Source organism: Stenotrophomonas maltophilia R551-3 (genome assembly GCF_000020665.1).
In the GTDB taxonomy this organism is placed as follows: Bacteria; Pseudomonadota; Gammaproteobacteria; order Xanthomonadales; family Xanthomonadaceae; genus Stenotrophomonas; species Stenotrophomonas maltophilia_L.
The window spans coordinates 253720-268362 of the sequence record NC_011071.1 but is presented as its reverse complement, the minus strand read 5'-3'; the positions used below and the strand labels follow the sequence as shown (position 1 = coordinate 268362).

General features: G+C 67.3%; 13 protein-coding genes and 1 riboswitch. Of the genes, 6 read left to right on the top strand and 7 right to left on the bottom strand.

Annotated features, from left to right (window positions below; all coding sequences use genetic code 11):
* Position 1: 1 nt before the first annotated feature.
* Complete coding sequence (locus SMAL_RS01105) at positions 2 to 1507, bottom strand: CoA-acylating methylmalonate-semialdehyde dehydrogenase (RefSeq protein WP_012509766.1); 1506 nt, start codon at positions 1505 to 1507, stop codon at positions 2 to 4.
* A gap of 115 nt (positions 1508 to 1622) precedes the next feature.
* On the opposite strand from SMAL_RS01105, the gene SMAL_RS01100 reads away from it, so the two are divergent.
* Together SMAL_RS01100 and SMAL_RS01095 are read left to right on the top strand one after the other, a co-directional pair.
* The gene (locus tag SMAL_RS01100) at positions 1623 to 2990 is read left to right on the top strand and encodes a helix-turn-helix domain-containing protein (protein WP_012509765.1); all 1368 of its coding nucleotides are present in this window, start codon (positions 1623 to 1625) and stop codon (positions 2988 to 2990) included.
* A 318-nt stretch (positions 2991 to 3308) separates the two neighbouring features.
* The gene (locus tag SMAL_RS01095; protein WP_041864614.1) at positions 3309 to 4262 is read left to right on the top strand and encodes a DUF1028 domain-containing protein; all 954 of its coding nucleotides are present in this window, start codon (positions 3309 to 3311) and stop codon (positions 4260 to 4262) included.
* Between the two features lie 79 nt (positions 4263 to 4341).
* On the opposite strand, the gene SMAL_RS01090 is transcribed toward SMAL_RS01095, so the two are convergent.
* Positions 4342 to 6189, bottom strand: coding sequence for a patatin-like phospholipase family protein (locus SMAL_RS01090; protein WP_050767046.1), 1848 nt, complete (start codon positions 6187 to 6189; stop codon positions 4342 to 4344).
* A 154-nt stretch (positions 6190 to 6343) separates the two neighbouring features.
* Positions 6344 to 6558: riboswitch (cobalamin riboswitch) on the top strand.
* 160 nt (positions 6559 to 6718) lie between these two features.
* On the opposite strand from SMAL_RS01090, the gene SMAL_RS01085 reads away from it, so the two are divergent.
* Both SMAL_RS01085 and SMAL_RS01080 read left to right on the top strand, forming a co-directional pair.
* Positions 6719 to 7405, top strand: coding sequence for an epoxyqueuosine reductase QueH (locus SMAL_RS01085; protein ID WP_012509762.1), 687 nt, complete (start codon positions 6719 to 6721; stop codon positions 7403 to 7405).
* Between the two features lie 55 nt (positions 7406 to 7460).
* On the top strand, positions 7461 to 8087 hold the full coding sequence (locus SMAL_RS01080) for a nicotinamidase (RefSeq protein ID WP_012509761.1): 627 nt from the start codon (positions 7461 to 7463) through the stop codon (positions 8085 to 8087).
* A gap of 112 nt (positions 8088 to 8199) precedes the next feature.
* Here the strand turns inward: SMAL_RS01080 and purU are convergent, their stop codons facing one another.
* Positions 8200 to 9051: a formyltetrahydrofolate deformylase gene (gene purU, locus SMAL_RS01075; RefSeq protein ID WP_012509760.1), complete on the bottom strand. Its 852-nt coding sequence runs from the start codon at positions 9049 to 9051 to the stop codon at positions 8200 to 8202.
* A gap of 114 nt (positions 9052 to 9165) precedes the next feature.
* On the opposite strand from purU, the gene SMAL_RS01070 reads away from it, so the two are divergent.
* Positions 9166 to 10077: a LysR family transcriptional regulator gene (locus tag SMAL_RS01070; RefSeq protein WP_012509759.1), complete on the top strand. Its 912-nt coding sequence runs from the start codon at positions 9166 to 9168 to the stop codon at positions 10075 to 10077.
* Between the two features lie 3 nt (positions 10078 to 10080).
* On the opposite strand, the gene SMAL_RS01065 is transcribed toward SMAL_RS01070, so the two are convergent.
* From SMAL_RS01065 to SMAL_RS01055, 3 genes are all read right to left on the bottom strand, one after another.
* Positions 10081 to 11181, bottom strand: a complete 1101-nt coding sequence (locus SMAL_RS01065; RefSeq protein WP_012509758.1) for an NADH:flavin oxidoreductase/NADH oxidase — start codon at positions 11179 to 11181, stop codon at positions 10081 to 10083.
* Between the two features lie 154 nt (positions 11182 to 11335).
* A complete protein-coding gene (locus SMAL_RS01060) occupies positions 11336 to 12142 on the bottom strand; it encodes an NAD-dependent protein deacetylase (RefSeq protein WP_012509757.1) in 807 nt (268 codons plus the stop codon).
* Positions 12143 to 12197: 55 nt separating this feature from the next.
* The gene (locus SMAL_RS01055) at positions 12198 to 12599 is read right to left on the bottom strand and encodes an acyl-CoA thioesterase (RefSeq protein WP_004136204.1); all 402 of its coding nucleotides are present in this window, start codon (positions 12597 to 12599) and stop codon (positions 12198 to 12200) included.
* A gap of 152 nt (positions 12600 to 12751) precedes the next feature.
* Here SMAL_RS01055 and SMAL_RS01050 point away from each other — a divergent pair, with 152 nt between their 5' ends.
* Positions 12752 to 13387 carry a LysE family translocator gene (locus SMAL_RS01050; protein ID WP_012509756.1) on the top strand — a complete coding sequence of 212 codons (636 nt, stop codon included), beginning with the start codon at positions 12752 to 12754 and terminating at the stop codon, positions 13385 to 13387.
* 157 nt (positions 13388 to 13544) lie between these two features.
* Here the strand turns inward: SMAL_RS01050 and SMAL_RS01045 are convergent, their stop codons facing one another.
* Positions 13545 to 14564, bottom strand: a complete 1020-nt coding sequence (locus SMAL_RS01045; protein ID WP_012509755.1) for a ribonucleotide-diphosphate reductase subunit beta — start codon at positions 14562 to 14564, stop codon at positions 13545 to 13547.
* Positions 14565 to 14643: the final 79 nt, after the last annotated feature.

Sequence of the window (14643 nt, the reverse complement as noted above, 5' to 3'; positions counted from 1 at the left end):
GTTACTTCAGGCTGATCGTGGTGTTGACGCCGTGGCTCAGCGTCTCGTCATCGAACCAGCGCGCGGTGACCGTCTTGGTCTGGGTGTAGAACAGCACCACCTGCTTGCCATACGGGCCCAGGTCACCCAGCTTGGAGGCGCGCGAACCGGTGAACGAGAACAGCGGCACCGGCACCGGGATCGGCACGTTGATGCCGACCTGGCCGACGTCGATGTCTTCCTGGAACTTGCGCGCGGCCGCGCCGGACTGGGTGAACAGTGCGGTGCCGTTGCCATTCGGGTTGCTGTTGACCATCGCGATGGCGTCTTCCAGCGTTTCTGCTTCGAGGATGACCAGCACCGGCCCGAAGATTTCTTCCTGGTAGATGCGCATGTCGGTGGTGACACCGGCAAAGATGGTCGGGCCGACGAAGTTGCCCTTCTCGAAGCCATCGACCTGCGGCTTGCGGCCATCCAGCACCAGCTTGGCGCCCTGCTCCACGCCCGAGGCGATCAGGCCTTCCACGCGCTCGCGGGCGCTGCAGGAAATGACCGGACCGACGTCGGTGCCGGACACGGTGCCGGCGCTGACCTTCAGGGTCTTGGCCTTGGTGACCAGGTCCTGCACCCAGTTGCGTGCTTCACCGACCAGCACCAGCGTGGAGGCGGCCATGCAGCGCTGGCCCGCGGCACCGAAGGCGGCACCGACCATCGCGTTGAGGGTCTGTTCCTTGTTGGCGTCCGGCAGCACCACGGCGTGGTTCTTGGCACCCATCATGCACTGCACGCGCTTGCCGGCCAGCGAGGCGCGGTTGTAGACGTGGGTGCCGACGCGGGTGGAACCGACGAACGACACGGCCTTGATGTCCGGGTGGTCGCAGATCGCGTTGACCACTTCCTCGCCGCCGTGGACGACGTTCAGCACGCCCTTCGGGATGCCTGCTTCCAGAGCAAGCTCGACCAGGCGCATGGTGACCATCGGGTCCTGCTCGGACGGCTTGAGGATGAAGGTGTTGCCGGTGGCAATGGCCATCGGGAACATCCACAACGGGATCATCGCCGGGAAGTTGAACGGGGTGATGCCGGCGCACACGCCCAGCGGCTGCATGATCGAGTAGGTATCGACGCCGGTGGCCACGTTGTTGGCCAGCTCGCCCAGCTGCAGGTTGCCGATGGCGGCAGCGTGCTCGACCACTTCCAGGCCGCGGAACACATCGCCTTCGGCGTCGGGCAGGGTCTTGCCCTGCTCGGCGGTGAGGATGTGCGCCAGCTCGCTCATGTTCTCGCGGATCAGCTGCTGGTACTTCAGGAAGATGCGCGCGCGGGTGCCGATCGGGGTCTTGCGCCAGGTCTTGAAGGCTTCCTTGGCGGCGGCGACGGCGGCGTCCACTTCGCCGGTGGTGGCGAACGGCACCTTGGCCAGCACGTCCTGGGTGGCCGGATTGATCACGTCCTGCCAGTGGGAAGTAGCCGATTCAACGAACTGGCCATCGATCAGCATGCGGATACGGGGCGCTGCAACAGTCATGACGACAATCCCACGGGGTGCGAAAGATGCTTGGCATTATTCACAGCAGCCACCTCGATTTCCGGGCTGAATCCGCTTAATCTGGCCAACACGCCAGACGATTCATGTTAATTCTGTGAATTATTCAGCCACCCAGCGGCAACTCGGCCTTCGCCTGCTGCGGCTGCGCGAACAGCGCGGCTACAGCCAGGCGGCCCTGGCGCAGGCGCTGGGGCTGTCGGCCAGCTACCTGAACCAGATCGAGCGCAACAAGCGTCCACTCACGCCGGCCGTGCAGAAGAAGCTGGGCGAGGTGTTGGGCGATGTTTCCGCCCTGTTCGACGACGATGAGCCCGCCGCGCTGCAGGAAGCGCTGGGCGAGACCCTGCGCGACCTGGGCTTGGCCGAGGTCAGCGCCACGGAGCTGCGCGCGCTGGCCGGCAACCTGCCGCAGGTCAGCCGCGCGCTGCTGGACCTGCACCGCCGCCACCTGGCGCTGCGCGAGCATGCCGCCGCACTGGAGTTCCAGCTGGGTGAGCCCGGCGCCGGCAGCACCTTGCCCGCTGGCGACCAGGTACGCGAGTTCTTCAACCGCATGCACAACCACATCCCCGAGCTGGATGAGTTGGCCGAGCAGCTGTTCGCCGAGTGGGGGCTGTCACCGGGGCATGTGGCACCACGGCTGCGCCAGCTGCTGGCCGACCGCCATGGCGTGCTGGTGGAGGTGGCCGCACTGCAGGCCGGGCGCGAAAAGCGCCAGTACGACGCCGGTGCGCGGCGGCTGTGGCTGCCCGATTATCTGGAGCCTGGCCAGCAGGCATTCCAGATGGCCGCCGAGCTGGCACTGCACGGCTACCTGCCGCAGATCGATGCGGTGGTGGCGCGTGCCGGCTTCACCGATGACGCGCGCATCGCGCAGGCACGGATCGGTCTTTCCAACTATTTCGCCGGCGCGCTGGTGATGCCGTACATGCGCTTCCTGCGTGCGGCCGAAGCCAGCAGCTACGACATCGAACTGCTGGCGCATCAGTTCGGCGTCGGCTTCGAAGCGGTCTGCCACCGGCTGAGCACGCTGGCACGGCGCAGCGCACCCGGCCTGCCGTTTTTCTTCATCCGGGTGGACCGCGCCGGCAACGTATCCAAGCGCCACTCCGCCACCGATTTCCACTTCTCGCAGGTGGGTGGCTCGTGCCCGCTGTGGATCGTCTACGAGGCGTTCAACCAGCCGGGGCGCATCCTGACGCAGACCGCGCGCATGCCCGATGGCCGCCGCCATTTCTGGCTGGCGCGGCAGGTCAGCAGCGGGCCGGTGGGCCATGGCCAGCCGCGCAAGACGTTCGCGGTGGCGCTGGGCTGCGATCTGCAGCACGCCGAGCGGCTGGTGTATTCACTGGGGCTGGATGTGCAGAGCCCGGGTAATTCGGTGTCGATCGGACCGGGGTGCCGGGTGTGCCCGCGCGAGGACTGCATGCAGCGCGCGTTCGCGCAGTTGCCGGGGAGGTAGGGGTGGTTCGGCAGGGCTGCGCCCTGCACCTGCAGAGGCCGAAGCAACGGCAACAGCAACGGCAAAAGCTGGCATTCCGTGGGATGGCGGGGTGATGTCGGATTGCGGGGACGCCGTGAACCCGTCCCTGGGGGCTTGGCCGCGGCATCCATGCCGCGGACACCCCGCAATCCGACACCACCCCGCCTTCGACAGTTTCCTGCTGCTGTTGGTGGGTGTCGACCTTGGTCGACACGGTAGATCCACGCATGGCGTGGATCTACTAAACCTTTCGTGCGTAGGCTGCATCCCATTGCAATGCCTGCCCTGGAGATGGCCATGTCCCCGTTGCGTTCCTGCCTGGCCCTGCTGCTTACCGCCTTCGCTGCGCCGGCGTGGGCCACCTTTTCCATTGCGGCCTGCAATGAGGTCGGCGACTGCGGGGTGGCGGTGGCTACGCACAACCTGGCGGTCGGGGGCGTGGGTGTGCCGTGGGCACAGGCGAAGGTGGGCGCGGTCGCCAGCCAGTTCGAGACCAACCCGACCTATGGCTCCAACGGCCTTGAGCTGTTGGCCAAAGGCCGCACGCCTTCGCAGGTGCTGAAGCAGCTGTTGGATGAAGACGGCAACTTCGATGGCACCACGCTTGCCGAGCGCCAGGTGGGGCTGGTCAGCGCACGCGGCGGCAATGCGCAGTACACCGGCGCTACTGCGCAGCAGGCGGATTGGGCCGGTGCGCAGGGTGAGGGCATGCTGAGCGTGCAGGGCAATGGCCTGGCCGGGCCAGAGGTGCTGGCGGCGATGCAACGCGTCTTCGCCGCATCACACGGTGAATTGGCGGTGCGCCTGCTGGCGGCGCTGGAAGCCGGTCAGGCAGCGGGTGGTCAACGCAGCGGGCAGTGGTCGGCGGCGCTGCTGGTGCGTACGCCCGGTGGCGACTGGCAGGACACCGACCTGCGCGTGGACGCCGACCCGCTTGCGGTGGCGAGGCTGCGCGAGCTGTACGACATGCGCCTGTCGAACGAAGCGATCATCCACGCCGAGGAGCGTTGGGAGAAGGGTGATGTGGCAGGTGCGCGCGCAGCGCTGGCAACGTCGTTGTCGCTGGCACACGGCTGGGACCGCACCTGGGCGCGCGCCGCACGATTGGCGATGCGACAGGGCGATACCGCGCTGGCGCGCGAGTATCTGGCAGGACTGCGTGCGCTCAATCCGGGCTGGGTGAAGCAGGAACTGGCGCTGCCGTTGTATGCGCCATTGCAGGGTGATGCGGTGGTGGCGCCGTGGCGATAGACGGTAACGCCGGGCCATGCCCGGCGAGTGCTGCGATGGAAAAAGCCGCCGGGCATGGCCCGGCGCTACCGGACAGTGCTCAATAGATCGGCGTCACCTTCATCTGCGGCAGCGGGCGCGGTGCACCGTCGGTGAGGTCCGGGCCCAGGTCGTCCCAGCTGCGCCCCTGCTCGACCATCAATCCCCACAGCTGCTGCGAGGCCAGCCGCTTGTCTTCCGAGCCCAGCTTGTACGACGGCGGCGCCGGCTGGCCACTGGCGACCATCGCATACGCTGCGCGGTAGGCCAGCACCTGCTGTGCCGGGTCATCGGTACGCGCCACTTCCAGCGTGTAGCGCTGGTAGGCCGAGGCCAGGTTGCGCCAGCGGATCCAGTAGTGGTTCTCGAACGAGAACGAACAGAAGCGTGCACCGGCCAGGCTGCCCTTGTCGGCGATGCGGGTCAGCACGTCCTGCGGCATGTCCAGGTTCATGCCGCCCTCGTCGCCCTGCAGGCTCACATGCACGATGCGGTCGCGGTAACCCGGCGCGCGCGCCTGCAGCAGGTCGCGCCAGTTCTGCATGGTCGCCACCACCGCGAACAGGAAACGGCCCAGCTCCGCAGCGGCCAGCGGTGTGGCGATCGACTGGTAGGTACGCTGCCAACCGTGGCGGTTCTCGGTGGGCAGGAACACCGCGTGTTCCAGCGCCTGGCGGCCACTGCTGCCGTGGCTCACGTCTTCGGCGTGCTGCGGGTAGACCAGATTGATGGCGAAGGTCGGCCAGCGCGGCAACGCGGCATCGAACAGGTGGATCGGGAAGTTGCTGCTGATGCCACCATCGGAGAACCAGCAGATGCGGAATGCGGTGATCACCGGGCCACAGGTCTGCCCGGCACTGGTCAGCCCTTCCATGCTGTCGGCCACATTGTGCTCCTGGTCGGCCGCAGGTGCGGTCGGTTCGCAGCGACGCTCGCGGCGAGAGGGCTCGTGCAGCGGCACCGCGCTGATCAGCAACGGGAAGCTCAGGCTCATGCGCGTGGCCACCAGCACCGGCAGCTTCGGCCCCTGCGGCAGGTGGTAGTACCGGCGCCCCTCCACCTCCAGCGGCGGGCCGGCCTGCGTCACCAGCCACTGCACCACGCTGGCCGGGAACAGCTGCTCGAACTCCTCGCGCAGGAACCAGAACTGCGCGCCACCCAGCGGCAACGTACGTGGCTCGTTGTGCGACACGCAGGTGGTGATCATCTGCAGGCTGATTGCATGCGGGCTGTCCGGCTCGCCGGCATAGCGCGGCGCATCGTGCAGGTCGGCGAAGGTGAGCGGTGCATCCAGCGGCTTGCCGGACAGCTGCTGCAGGCTTTCATGCAACCATTCGGTCAATGCCGGTCTGCGTGCATCACGGCCAAGGCCGCTGCACAGGCCCAGCAGATTGCGCCGCGCCACCCGGGCCACCCGCAGCGCGGCACCGGCCACGCCGGCACCGTAAGCGCACAGCAGTGATGGCAGCAGCGTGGCAGCCACGCCGCTCCAGCCACCGCCCCACCAGCCCAGGCCGAGCAGCAGCGACAGCGATACCAGCACTTCCAGCGGTGCAATCTCGAACACCGCAACGGCCAGGCACAGCAGCTTGTGCGGCAGGCGGGCATTGCCGGTCAGCACCACCAGCAGCCGATACGCTGCACGAGCGCCTCTCGCCGGCTGGAACAGGCTGTAGATGAAGCCACGCCGCGACAGCTGCGCCGACACCGCCGACAGCCCGCTGTAGCCTGCATCGCCGGGCAGGTGTTCACCCGCCTGCTGGCGGCGATCACCGCACGCCGCCGCGGCCGCCACCGCCGCGGCGATGGCGCCGGCCGAGGTGCCGCCGATGCTCTTGAAACGATATTCGCGGGCCAGCGCCAGTACCGCATTGGGATACACGATGCCGCTGGTGATGCCGCCTTTCATGACCAGATCGCAGTACTTCGCCGCCACGAGCCACCTCCCGTCTGTCGGTGCCCAGTATCGCAAGAGGCGCTCTCACAGCCTGAGAAACGAGCCACAGCCCTGCGCTTTCATTGGCCCTTGACCATTGCCCTCGACGCGTCCACCGTGGGCACGCCGAAGGTATCCCTGCCGTGGCGTTGATGGCGGCAGGGATTTAAACGGGAATCCGGTGAAGGCGCCTCGCGCGCCCATTCCGGAGCTGCCCCGCAGCGGTGAATGGAAACGAATCCTGCCAACAGCACTGGGCTCACGCCTGGGAAGCGGCGGGTAGTAGGTGGGCTGCGGCCCGTGTCCATCAGCCCGAATACCGGCCCCGGCCGGGGGACACGACTGTCCCCGGACTCGACCTGGAATCTCCGCGGGGAGGTTGCCGGGGCCGTCGTTGTCCTGCGCGTGCAGGCGGTGCGGCCGCGTGCGTCCTGTTCACGGTTTCCGGCCAGACCTGTTCACCCACGCGCTGATGCATGGCCACCGCCGTTGCCGGCGGTCCATGCGGTACCTGACGATGACCGAGCTCCAACGCCCCACCCTGTCCCTGCCCGAAAACGGCCAGCGCCTGCTGCTGCACTCGTGCTGCGCACCCTGCTCCGGCGAAGTGATGGAGGCGATCACCGCCTCCGGGATCGACTACGCGATCTTCTTCTACAACCCCAACATCCACCCGGTGAAGGAGTACGAGCTGCGCAAGCAGGAGAATATCCGCTTCGCCGAACAGCACAACATTCCCTTCATCGACTGCGATTACGACACGGACAACTGGTTCAGCCGTGCACGCGGCATGGAGAACGAGCCCGAGCGTGGTATCCGCTGCACGATGTGCTTCGACATGCGTTTCGAGCGCACCGCCTTGTATGCGCACGAGCATGGCTACGACACCATCAGTTCGTCGCTGGGCATTTCGCGCTGGAAGAACATGGCGCAGATCAACGACTGTGGCATCCGCGCCGCATCCCGCTATGAAGGCCTGCAGTACTGGGACTACAACTGGCGCAAGGGCGGCGGCGCCAGCCGCATGGTCGAGATCAGCAAGCGCGAGCAGTTCTATCAGCAGGAATACTGCGGCTGCGTGTACTCGCTGCGCGATGCCAACCGCCACCGCCGCGAGAACGGCCGCGAACGGATCAAGATCGGCCTGCTGTACTACGGGCAGGACGCTGAGACGCCGCAGGGCGATTGACGTGTGCGCATGGGGCGGCCACGCTGGTCGCCCCTTTCGTTGTACCGGATCTGCCATGACCGCCCTGCCCGCCGATGTCGCCCTGCTGGTGATCGACCTGCAGCCGGACTTCATGCCCGGTGGCACACTGGCCTGCGACCAGGGCGATGCGTTGGTAGCACCGATTGCCGAACTGCTGGCGCAGCGCCGCTACCGCACCGTGGTGGCGACCCAGGACTGGCACCCGGCCGACCATGCCTCGTTCGCCAGCCAGCACCCCGGCCGACGGCCCTTCGAGACCATCCTGCTGCACGCGCAGCCGCAGACCCTGTGGCCGGACCACTGCGTGCAGGGCAGCGCCGGTGCCGCCCTGCATCCCGGCGTGGACTGGACCGTGGCCGACTTGATCCTGCGCAAGGGCACCCGCCAGCAAGTGGATTCATACAGTGCCTTCCGCGAGAACCACGGGCCCGACGGTACCCGCCCCGCCACCGGCCTGGCCGGTTGCCTGCACGAGCGTGGCATCCGCGAGGTGCACGTGTGCGGCCTGGCCCGCGACTACTGCGTGCTGTGGAGCGCGCAGGACGCGGTGAAGTCCGGCTTCCGGGTGAGATTCCTGTGGGAGCTGACCAAGCCGGTAACCGACGCCAACGACGCGATGGTGCGCGAGGCGCTTGGCAAGGCGGGGATCGCGATCGCCTGACCCACAACCGCCGGGCACGGCCCGGCGCTACCGGTAATCCGACCCGAAACGGTAGTGCCGGCCGCTGGCCGGCAACCCCGGGATCTCTGCTGTTGCCGGCCAGCGGCCGGCACTACCGGAACACGACCGTACGGTGCCCGTTGAGCAGGATGCGGTGTTCCACATGGCGGCGCACGGCGCGTGCCAGCACCAGCGATTCGGTATCGCTGCCCAGCCGCACCAGTTCGCGCGGAACCATCGCGTGGTCCACGCGGGCCACGTCCTGTTCGATGATCGGACCTTCGTCCAGATCCTCGGTGACGTAGTGCGCGGTGGCACCGATGATCTTGACCCCGCGTGCGTGCGCCTGATGATACGGCTGCGCGCCCTTGAAGCTGGGCAGGAAGCTGTGGTGGATGTTGATCGCACGGCCGGCCAGGGCGCGGCACAACGTGGGTGACAGGATCTGCATGTAGCGCGCCAGTACCACCAGGTCGATGCGTTCGCGTTCGACCAGGTCGATGATCTGCTGTTCCTGCACCGCACGCGTATCGGCGGTCACCGGCAGGTGGTGGAACGGCACCTGGTAGGACGCGGCCAGCGCTGCGAAATCGGCGTGGTTGGACGCCACCGCCGCGATGTCGACCTTCAGCTGGCCGCTGTGGGCGCGGAACAGCAGGTCATTGAGGCAGTGTCCTTGCTTGCTGACCAGCACCAGCAGGCGCGCGCGGCGGCGGCCATCGTGCAGCTGCCAGTCCATGCCGAAGCCGGCGGCGAGCGTAGCCATGGCCGCGTGCACGGTCTCCAGCGGCAGACCAGCATCGCGGTCGAAATGCACGCGCAGGAAGAAGCGGCCGCTTTCCTCGTCGCCGAACTGCTGGGCGTCGAGGATGTTGCAGCCGTGGTCGAACAGCAGGCCGGACACGCGGTAGACGATACCGGTACGGTCGGGGCAGGACAGGGTCAGGATGGAATCGGGGCGCATCGCCCGAGTGTAGGGCAGCGCCCGGCCCGGCGGATCGATGGTCACCGATGCAACCGACCTGCTTGGTTCAGTCCCAAGCGATACTTGGGTTTCTCCATGGCAAGCTGGTCGGTCATGAACCTGTTGCAATTGATCCGCAGCTTCACCCGCACCGCAGAGACCGGCAGCATTGCCGCTGCGGCCCGCATCCTTGGCATCAGCGCCACCGCAGTCGGCCAGAACATCAACCGGCTGGAGGCGCATCTGGGCGTACGGTTGCTGAACCGAAGTACGCGCCAGCTGGCCCTCAGCGAGGCCGGCGCGTTGTACCTGGCGCAGGTGCGCCACATCGAAGCCGACCTGGCGCGCGCGCAGGCGATGGTCACCTCCGGTGACATCGAACCGGCAGGACCGCTGCGCATCGCCAGCAGCAGCGCGTTCGGTCGCCACGTGCTTGCGCCGTTGCTGCCTTCGCTGCAGCAGCGCTACCCGCAACTGCAGCTGGAGCTGCGGCTGACCGATCGCGCCGTGCAGCACGGCCCGGAAGCGGTGGATGCCAGCATCCGCATCGGTGCACAGCTGGAGGACGGGGTCGTCGCACGGCAGCTGGCGCGCGTGCCGTTCGTGTTCTGCGCCTCGCCGGCCTACCTGAAGGCACACGGCACCCCGCAGCAACCCTCCGAGCTGAGCGGCCATCGCGGGCTGCTGCACCGCTTTCCCACCGACGGCCGGCCGCTGCGCTGGGGACTGCTGAAGGATGGCCAGCGCGTGGACGCGGCACTGCCACCGAGCATGGTCTGCGATGACATCGATGCGCTGGCGACGCTGGCGGTGGCCGGTGCCGGCATCACGCGGTTGGCTGCATTCGTGGCCGAGCCCTACCTGCGCGATGGCCGCCTGCAGGCGGTGTTCGGTGCCGACAGCGAATGGCGCCCGGCGCCGATGGAGGTCTATTTCTGCGTCAGCGACCGCCGCGACTTCACCGCCAAGATCCGCGCGCTGTTCGAGCACCTGCAGGCCGGCATGGCGCCGGCCTGGCGGGTGTGAGCCTCAGCGCGTCTTGAACACGCCGCGCGCATCACGCGGCTCGCAGCGCAGGTACTGCGGCGCCGCGTCCACACTGTCACGCAGCGCGGCGGCGGCATGCCACGGCCAGCGCGGGTCGTAGAGGATGCCGCGCGCCAGCGCTACCGCATCGGCGTGGCGATGGCGCAGGATCGACTCGGCCTGCTCCGGTTCGGTGATCATGCCCACCGCGATAACCGGCATGCGCACCTTGGCCTTGATCGCCGCCGCGAACGGCACCTGGTAACCCGGGCCGACGGTGATCTTCTGGCGCTCGTCCAGGCCGCCGCTGGAGACATGCAGGAAGTTGCAGCCGCGCGCGTCCATCACCTGTGCCAGCGCTTCGCTCTGCACCAGGTCCCATCCACCATCGACCCAGTCGCTGGCGGAAATACGCACGCCCACCGCGACCTTGTCGGACACCGCCGCACGCACAGCATCAAACACCTCCACCAGCAGGCGCAGGCGGTTCGGCAGCGAGCCACCGTAGCCATCGGTGCGGCGGTTGCTCAGCGGCGACAGGAACTGGTGCAGCAGATAACCGTGCGCGGCATGCAGCTCGATCAGCTCGAAGCCCAGGCGCTCGGCGCGAACCGCACTGGCGGCGAAGGCGGCGATGACCTCGGCGATGCCGGCCTCGTCCAGTTCCTGCGGTGCCGGATCGGCGGCATGGAACGGCAGCGGCGACGGCGCCACGGTGGCCCAGCCACGCGCATCGTCGGCCGGCAACTGACCACCACCGTCCCACGGACGCCTCACCGAGGCCTTGCGGCCGGCATGGCCCAGCTGGATGCCCAGCGGCATCGGCGACCAGCGGCGCACGCTGGTCAGCACCTGTGCCAGCGCGGCCTCGGTGCCGTCGTCCCACAGGCCCAGGTCGGCCCAGCTGATGCGGCCGCGCGGTTCGACCGCGGTGGCTTCCAGGATCAGCAGGCCGGCACCGGACTGCGCCAGGTTGCCCAGGTGCATGGCGTGCCAATCGCTGGCGCGACCGTCTTCGGCGGAGTACTGGCACATCGGCGCGATGACGATGCGGTTGGACAGGGTCAGGGGGCCGAACGAGATCGGCGAAAACAGCTGGGTCACGGCGAGGCGGGGGAGAAGCGGATGGGGGGGCGTATTGCACCGCCGCACGGCCTGCGAATCAACCGTCTGGATGGATCGCTGTTTCGTGGGGGCGCGATGTGGGTAGCGCCGGCGCGCAGCGCGGCACCCCGTTTCCGCCGGGCATGGCCCGGCGCTACCCGAGGACGAACCCAGCCAGTGCTTCCGCGCAATCCCGCTCGTCCTTGAACAACAGCAGGTCGTCGGCGCGGGTGCGGCCACGGTTCAGCGCGGCTACCGGCAGCCCCGCCTTGGCTGCGGCCTGCACGAAGCGGAAACCGGAATAGACCATCAGCGACGAACCCACTACGAGTACGGCGTCAGCCTGCTGCAGGTGATCGTGCACCGCCGCCACGCGTTCACGCGGCACGTTCTCGCCGAAGAACACCACGTCCGGCTTCAGCACGCTGCCGCAGTGCGGGCACTCGGGCACCACGAACGCAGAGAAATCGGTCTCCAGATCGGCATCACCATCGGGCGCGATGCCGGCCTCCAGCGCGTCCCAGCCGGGATTGGCGTCCAACAGGCGCTGCTGGAAGTCCTCACGATCACTGCGACGCTCGCAGCCCATGCAGCGCACCAGATCCAGACGGCCGTGCAGGTCGATCACGTTGTGGCTGCCGGCACGCTGGTGCAGGCCGTCCACATTCTGGGTCAGCAGCACCTGCAGCGTGCCGCGGCTTTCCAGGGCCGCCAGGGCCTGGTGGGTGCCGTTGGGCTGGGCCAGGCCGAAGCGCGGCCAACCCAGCAGGCTGCGCGCCCAGTAGCGCTGGCGGGTGGCCGCCTCGCCCATGAAGGCCTGGTAAGTCACCGGCGGCGTGCGTTTCCACTGGCCGTCGGCATCGCGGTAATCGGGAATGCCCGAGGCGGTGCTGCAGCCGGCGCCGGTCAGTACGAACAGGCGCTGGGCGCGGTCGATGAAGTCGGTCAGTGGCGGGGTCATGGCTGCCAGATGGGGGCGCGGCGCCGCCCCCGCAAGCGCAGGTTCAGCCGGCGGATCAGGCTGTCGGCAGCGGCGGCACCGCGATCGGGTGGCCTTCCTCGTCCAGCGCGATCATCACGAAGTGGCCGCGGGTGCACAGCTTGCGCTCGCCGCTGTGCAGGTCTTCGGCGACCAGTTCCACCTCCACCTTCATCGAGCTGCGGCCGACTTCGACGATGCGGCCAATGGTTTCCACCATCTGGCCGATCCGGATCGGCAGCTTGAAGTCGACCTGGTCGCTGCGCGCGGTCACCACGGTGCGGCGCGAATAGCGTGCGGCGGCCAGGAAGGCGGCCTTGTCCATCCACGCCAGCGCCTGGCCACCGAACAGGGTGCCAAGGTGGTTGGTATGGTTGGGGAAGACGATTTCGGCCATGCGTACTTCGGTGGGCGGCACGGTCTCGTGGATCGGGGTCATGGGGGTGTTTCAGTGTGGGGTGCTGCGGATTCTAAGCGACCGGCGTGATGGCCATCGAAATGCACGTGCAACGGTCACCCGGCAGCGGTGCCTGCGCAGGCCGCGCCTGTGGCAGGCGTTACACTGCGCCACGCCCACTGCCAGGACTGCCCATGCCCGCCACTTCCGACCTGCTGGCCTTTGCGCTGGTTTCGCTGGCCATGGTGCTCACGCCCGGGCCGAACATGATCTACGTGATCTCGCGTTCGATCTGCCAGGGGCCGGTGGCAGGCCTGATCTCACTGGGCGGGGTGGCGCTGGGCTTCGTGTTCTACATGCTGTGCGCGGCGCTGGGCATCACCGCCCTGCTGATGACCGTACCGTTCGCCTACGACGCGCTGCGCATTGGTGGCGCGCTGTACCTGCTGTACCTGGCCTGGCAGGCGCTCAAGCCCGGCGGCCGCTCGCCGTTCGCGGTACGCGAGCTTCCGCAGGACAGCCCGCGCAAGCTGTTCACGATGGGCTTCCTGACCAATCTGTTGAACCCGAAAGTGGCGGTGATGTACCTGTCGCTGCTGCCGCAGTTCCTGCACCCGGACAGCGAAGGCAGCGTGCTGCTGCAATCGGTGGTGCTGGGCTCCACCCAGATCGCGGTGAGTGTGACCGTGAACGGCATCATCGCGCTGACCGCGGGCAGCATCGCCGGCTTCCTCGCCGCGCGCCCGACCTGGCAGGTGGTGCAACGCTGGCTGATGGGCACGGTGCTGGCCGGGCTGGCGGTGCGGATGGCGGTGGAAGGGCGGCGGTAAGACATACGGTAGCGCCGGGCCATGCCCGGCGAGCGCGCAGCGCGGCCGACGTTGTCCGTCGTGCCGGACGGTTTCCGCCGGGCATGGCCCGGCGCTACCAACAAAAAACCCCGGCGTTGGCCGGGGTTTCTCGTTGCGACAGGCCTGACTGGTTCGATCAGAAGTTCATGTCGAAGGCGACTTCGCCCTGCACGCCCACCTGGTAGGCCGAGGCGCGGCGTTCGAAGAAGTTGGTCAGTTCCTGCACGTCCTGCAGTTCCATGAAGCTCAGCGGGTTGCGCACGTTGTACTTGCGCTCCATGCCCAGGCGATGGAAATGGTTGTCGGCGCAGTGCTGCAGGTACTGGCGCATGTCACGGGTGGAGATGCCCGCCACGCCACCGGACAGCACGTCCTCGGCGAACTGCACTTCACACTCGATCGCTTCGGCCAGCATGTCATAGACATCCTGCTTCATCTTGTCGTCGAACAGGTCCGGCTCTTCCTCGCGGATCACGTCCACGCACTCGAAGGCGAAGTCCATGTGCGCGCTTTCGTCGCGGAACACCCAGTTGGTGCCCGAAGCCAGGCCGTTGAGCAGGCCGCGCGAACGGAAGTAGTAGACGTAAGCGAACGCGGCGAAGAAGAACAGGCCTTCGATGCACGCAGCGAAGCAGATCTGGTTGAGCAGGAACTGGCGACGCTCTTCGCGGGTCTCGATGCGCTTCAGGTTCTGGATCGAGTCGATCCACTTGAAGCAGAAATCGGCCTTCTTCTTGATCGAGTCGATGTTCTCCACCGCGGCGAAGGCTTTGACGCGCTCGTCCGGATCCGGCAGGTAGTTGTCGAGCAGGGTCAGGTAGAACTGCACGTGCAGCGCTTCCTCGTACAGCTGGCGCGACAGGTACATGCGCGCCTCGGGTGCGTTCAAGTGCTGGTACAGGTTCAGCACCAGGTTGTTGGACACGATCGAATCGCCGGTGGCGAAGAACGCGACCAGTCGGTGGATCAGGTGACGCTCGCCCGGCGACATCTTGCTGTGCAGGTCGCTGATGTCGATCTGGAAGTTGATCTCTTCCACCGTCCAGGTGTTCTTGATCGCATTCCGGTACATGTCATAGAACTGCGGGTAGCGCATGGGGCGCAGGGTCAGTTCAAAACCGGGATCGAGCAGCATCTGCTTGGGCTTGTCGGCCATGGGTGTTTCCTTGTCTTCTCGGGTCAAAACGCCGGGCGTGGCCCGGCGCTACCTTGATGTTTCCGTAGTGGAGCAGCAG

Excerpts from the sequence above, each read along its gene's own strand:
- SMAL_RS01085 (WP_012509762.1), top strand. The coding sequence starts at position 6,719 with ATGCGGTACCTGACGATGACCGAGCTCCAACGCCCCACCCTGTCCCTG.
- SMAL_RS01095 (WP_041864614.1), top strand. The coding sequence starts at position 3,309 with ATGTCCCCGTTGCGTTCCTGCCTGGCCCTGCTGCTTACCGCCTTCGCT.
- SMAL_RS01105 (WP_012509766.1), bottom strand. The coding sequence starts at position 1,507 with ATGACTGTTGCAGCGCCCCGTATCCGCATGCTGATCGATGGCCAGTTC.
- SMAL_RS01055 (WP_004136204.1), bottom strand. The coding sequence starts at position 12,599 with ATGACCCCGATCCACGAGACCGTGCCGCCCACCGAAGTACGCATGGCC.
- purU (WP_012509760.1), bottom strand. The coding sequence starts at position 9,051 with ATGCGCCCCGATTCCATCCTGACCCTGTCCTGCCCCGACCGTACCGGT.
- SMAL_RS01060 (WP_012509757.1), bottom strand. The coding sequence starts at position 12,142 with ATGACCCCGCCACTGACCGACTTCATCGACCGCGCCCAGCGCCTGTTC.
- SMAL_RS01080 (WP_012509761.1), top strand. The coding sequence starts at position 7,461 with ATGACCGCCCTGCCCGCCGATGTCGCCCTGCTGGTGATCGACCTGCAG.
- SMAL_RS01070 (WP_012509759.1), top strand. The coding sequence starts at position 9,166 with ATGAACCTGTTGCAATTGATCCGCAGCTTCACCCGCACCGCAGAGACC.
- SMAL_RS01050 (WP_012509756.1), top strand. The coding sequence starts at position 12,752 with ATGCCCGCCACTTCCGACCTGCTGGCCTTTGCGCTGGTTTCGCTGGCC.
- SMAL_RS01045 (WP_012509755.1), bottom strand. The coding sequence starts at position 14,564 with ATGGCCGACAAGCCCAAGCAGATGCTGCTCGATCCCGGTTTTGAACTG.
- SMAL_RS01090 (WP_050767046.1), bottom strand. The coding sequence starts at position 6,189 with ATGAAAGGCGGCATCACCAGCGGCATCGTGTATCCCAATGCGGTACTG.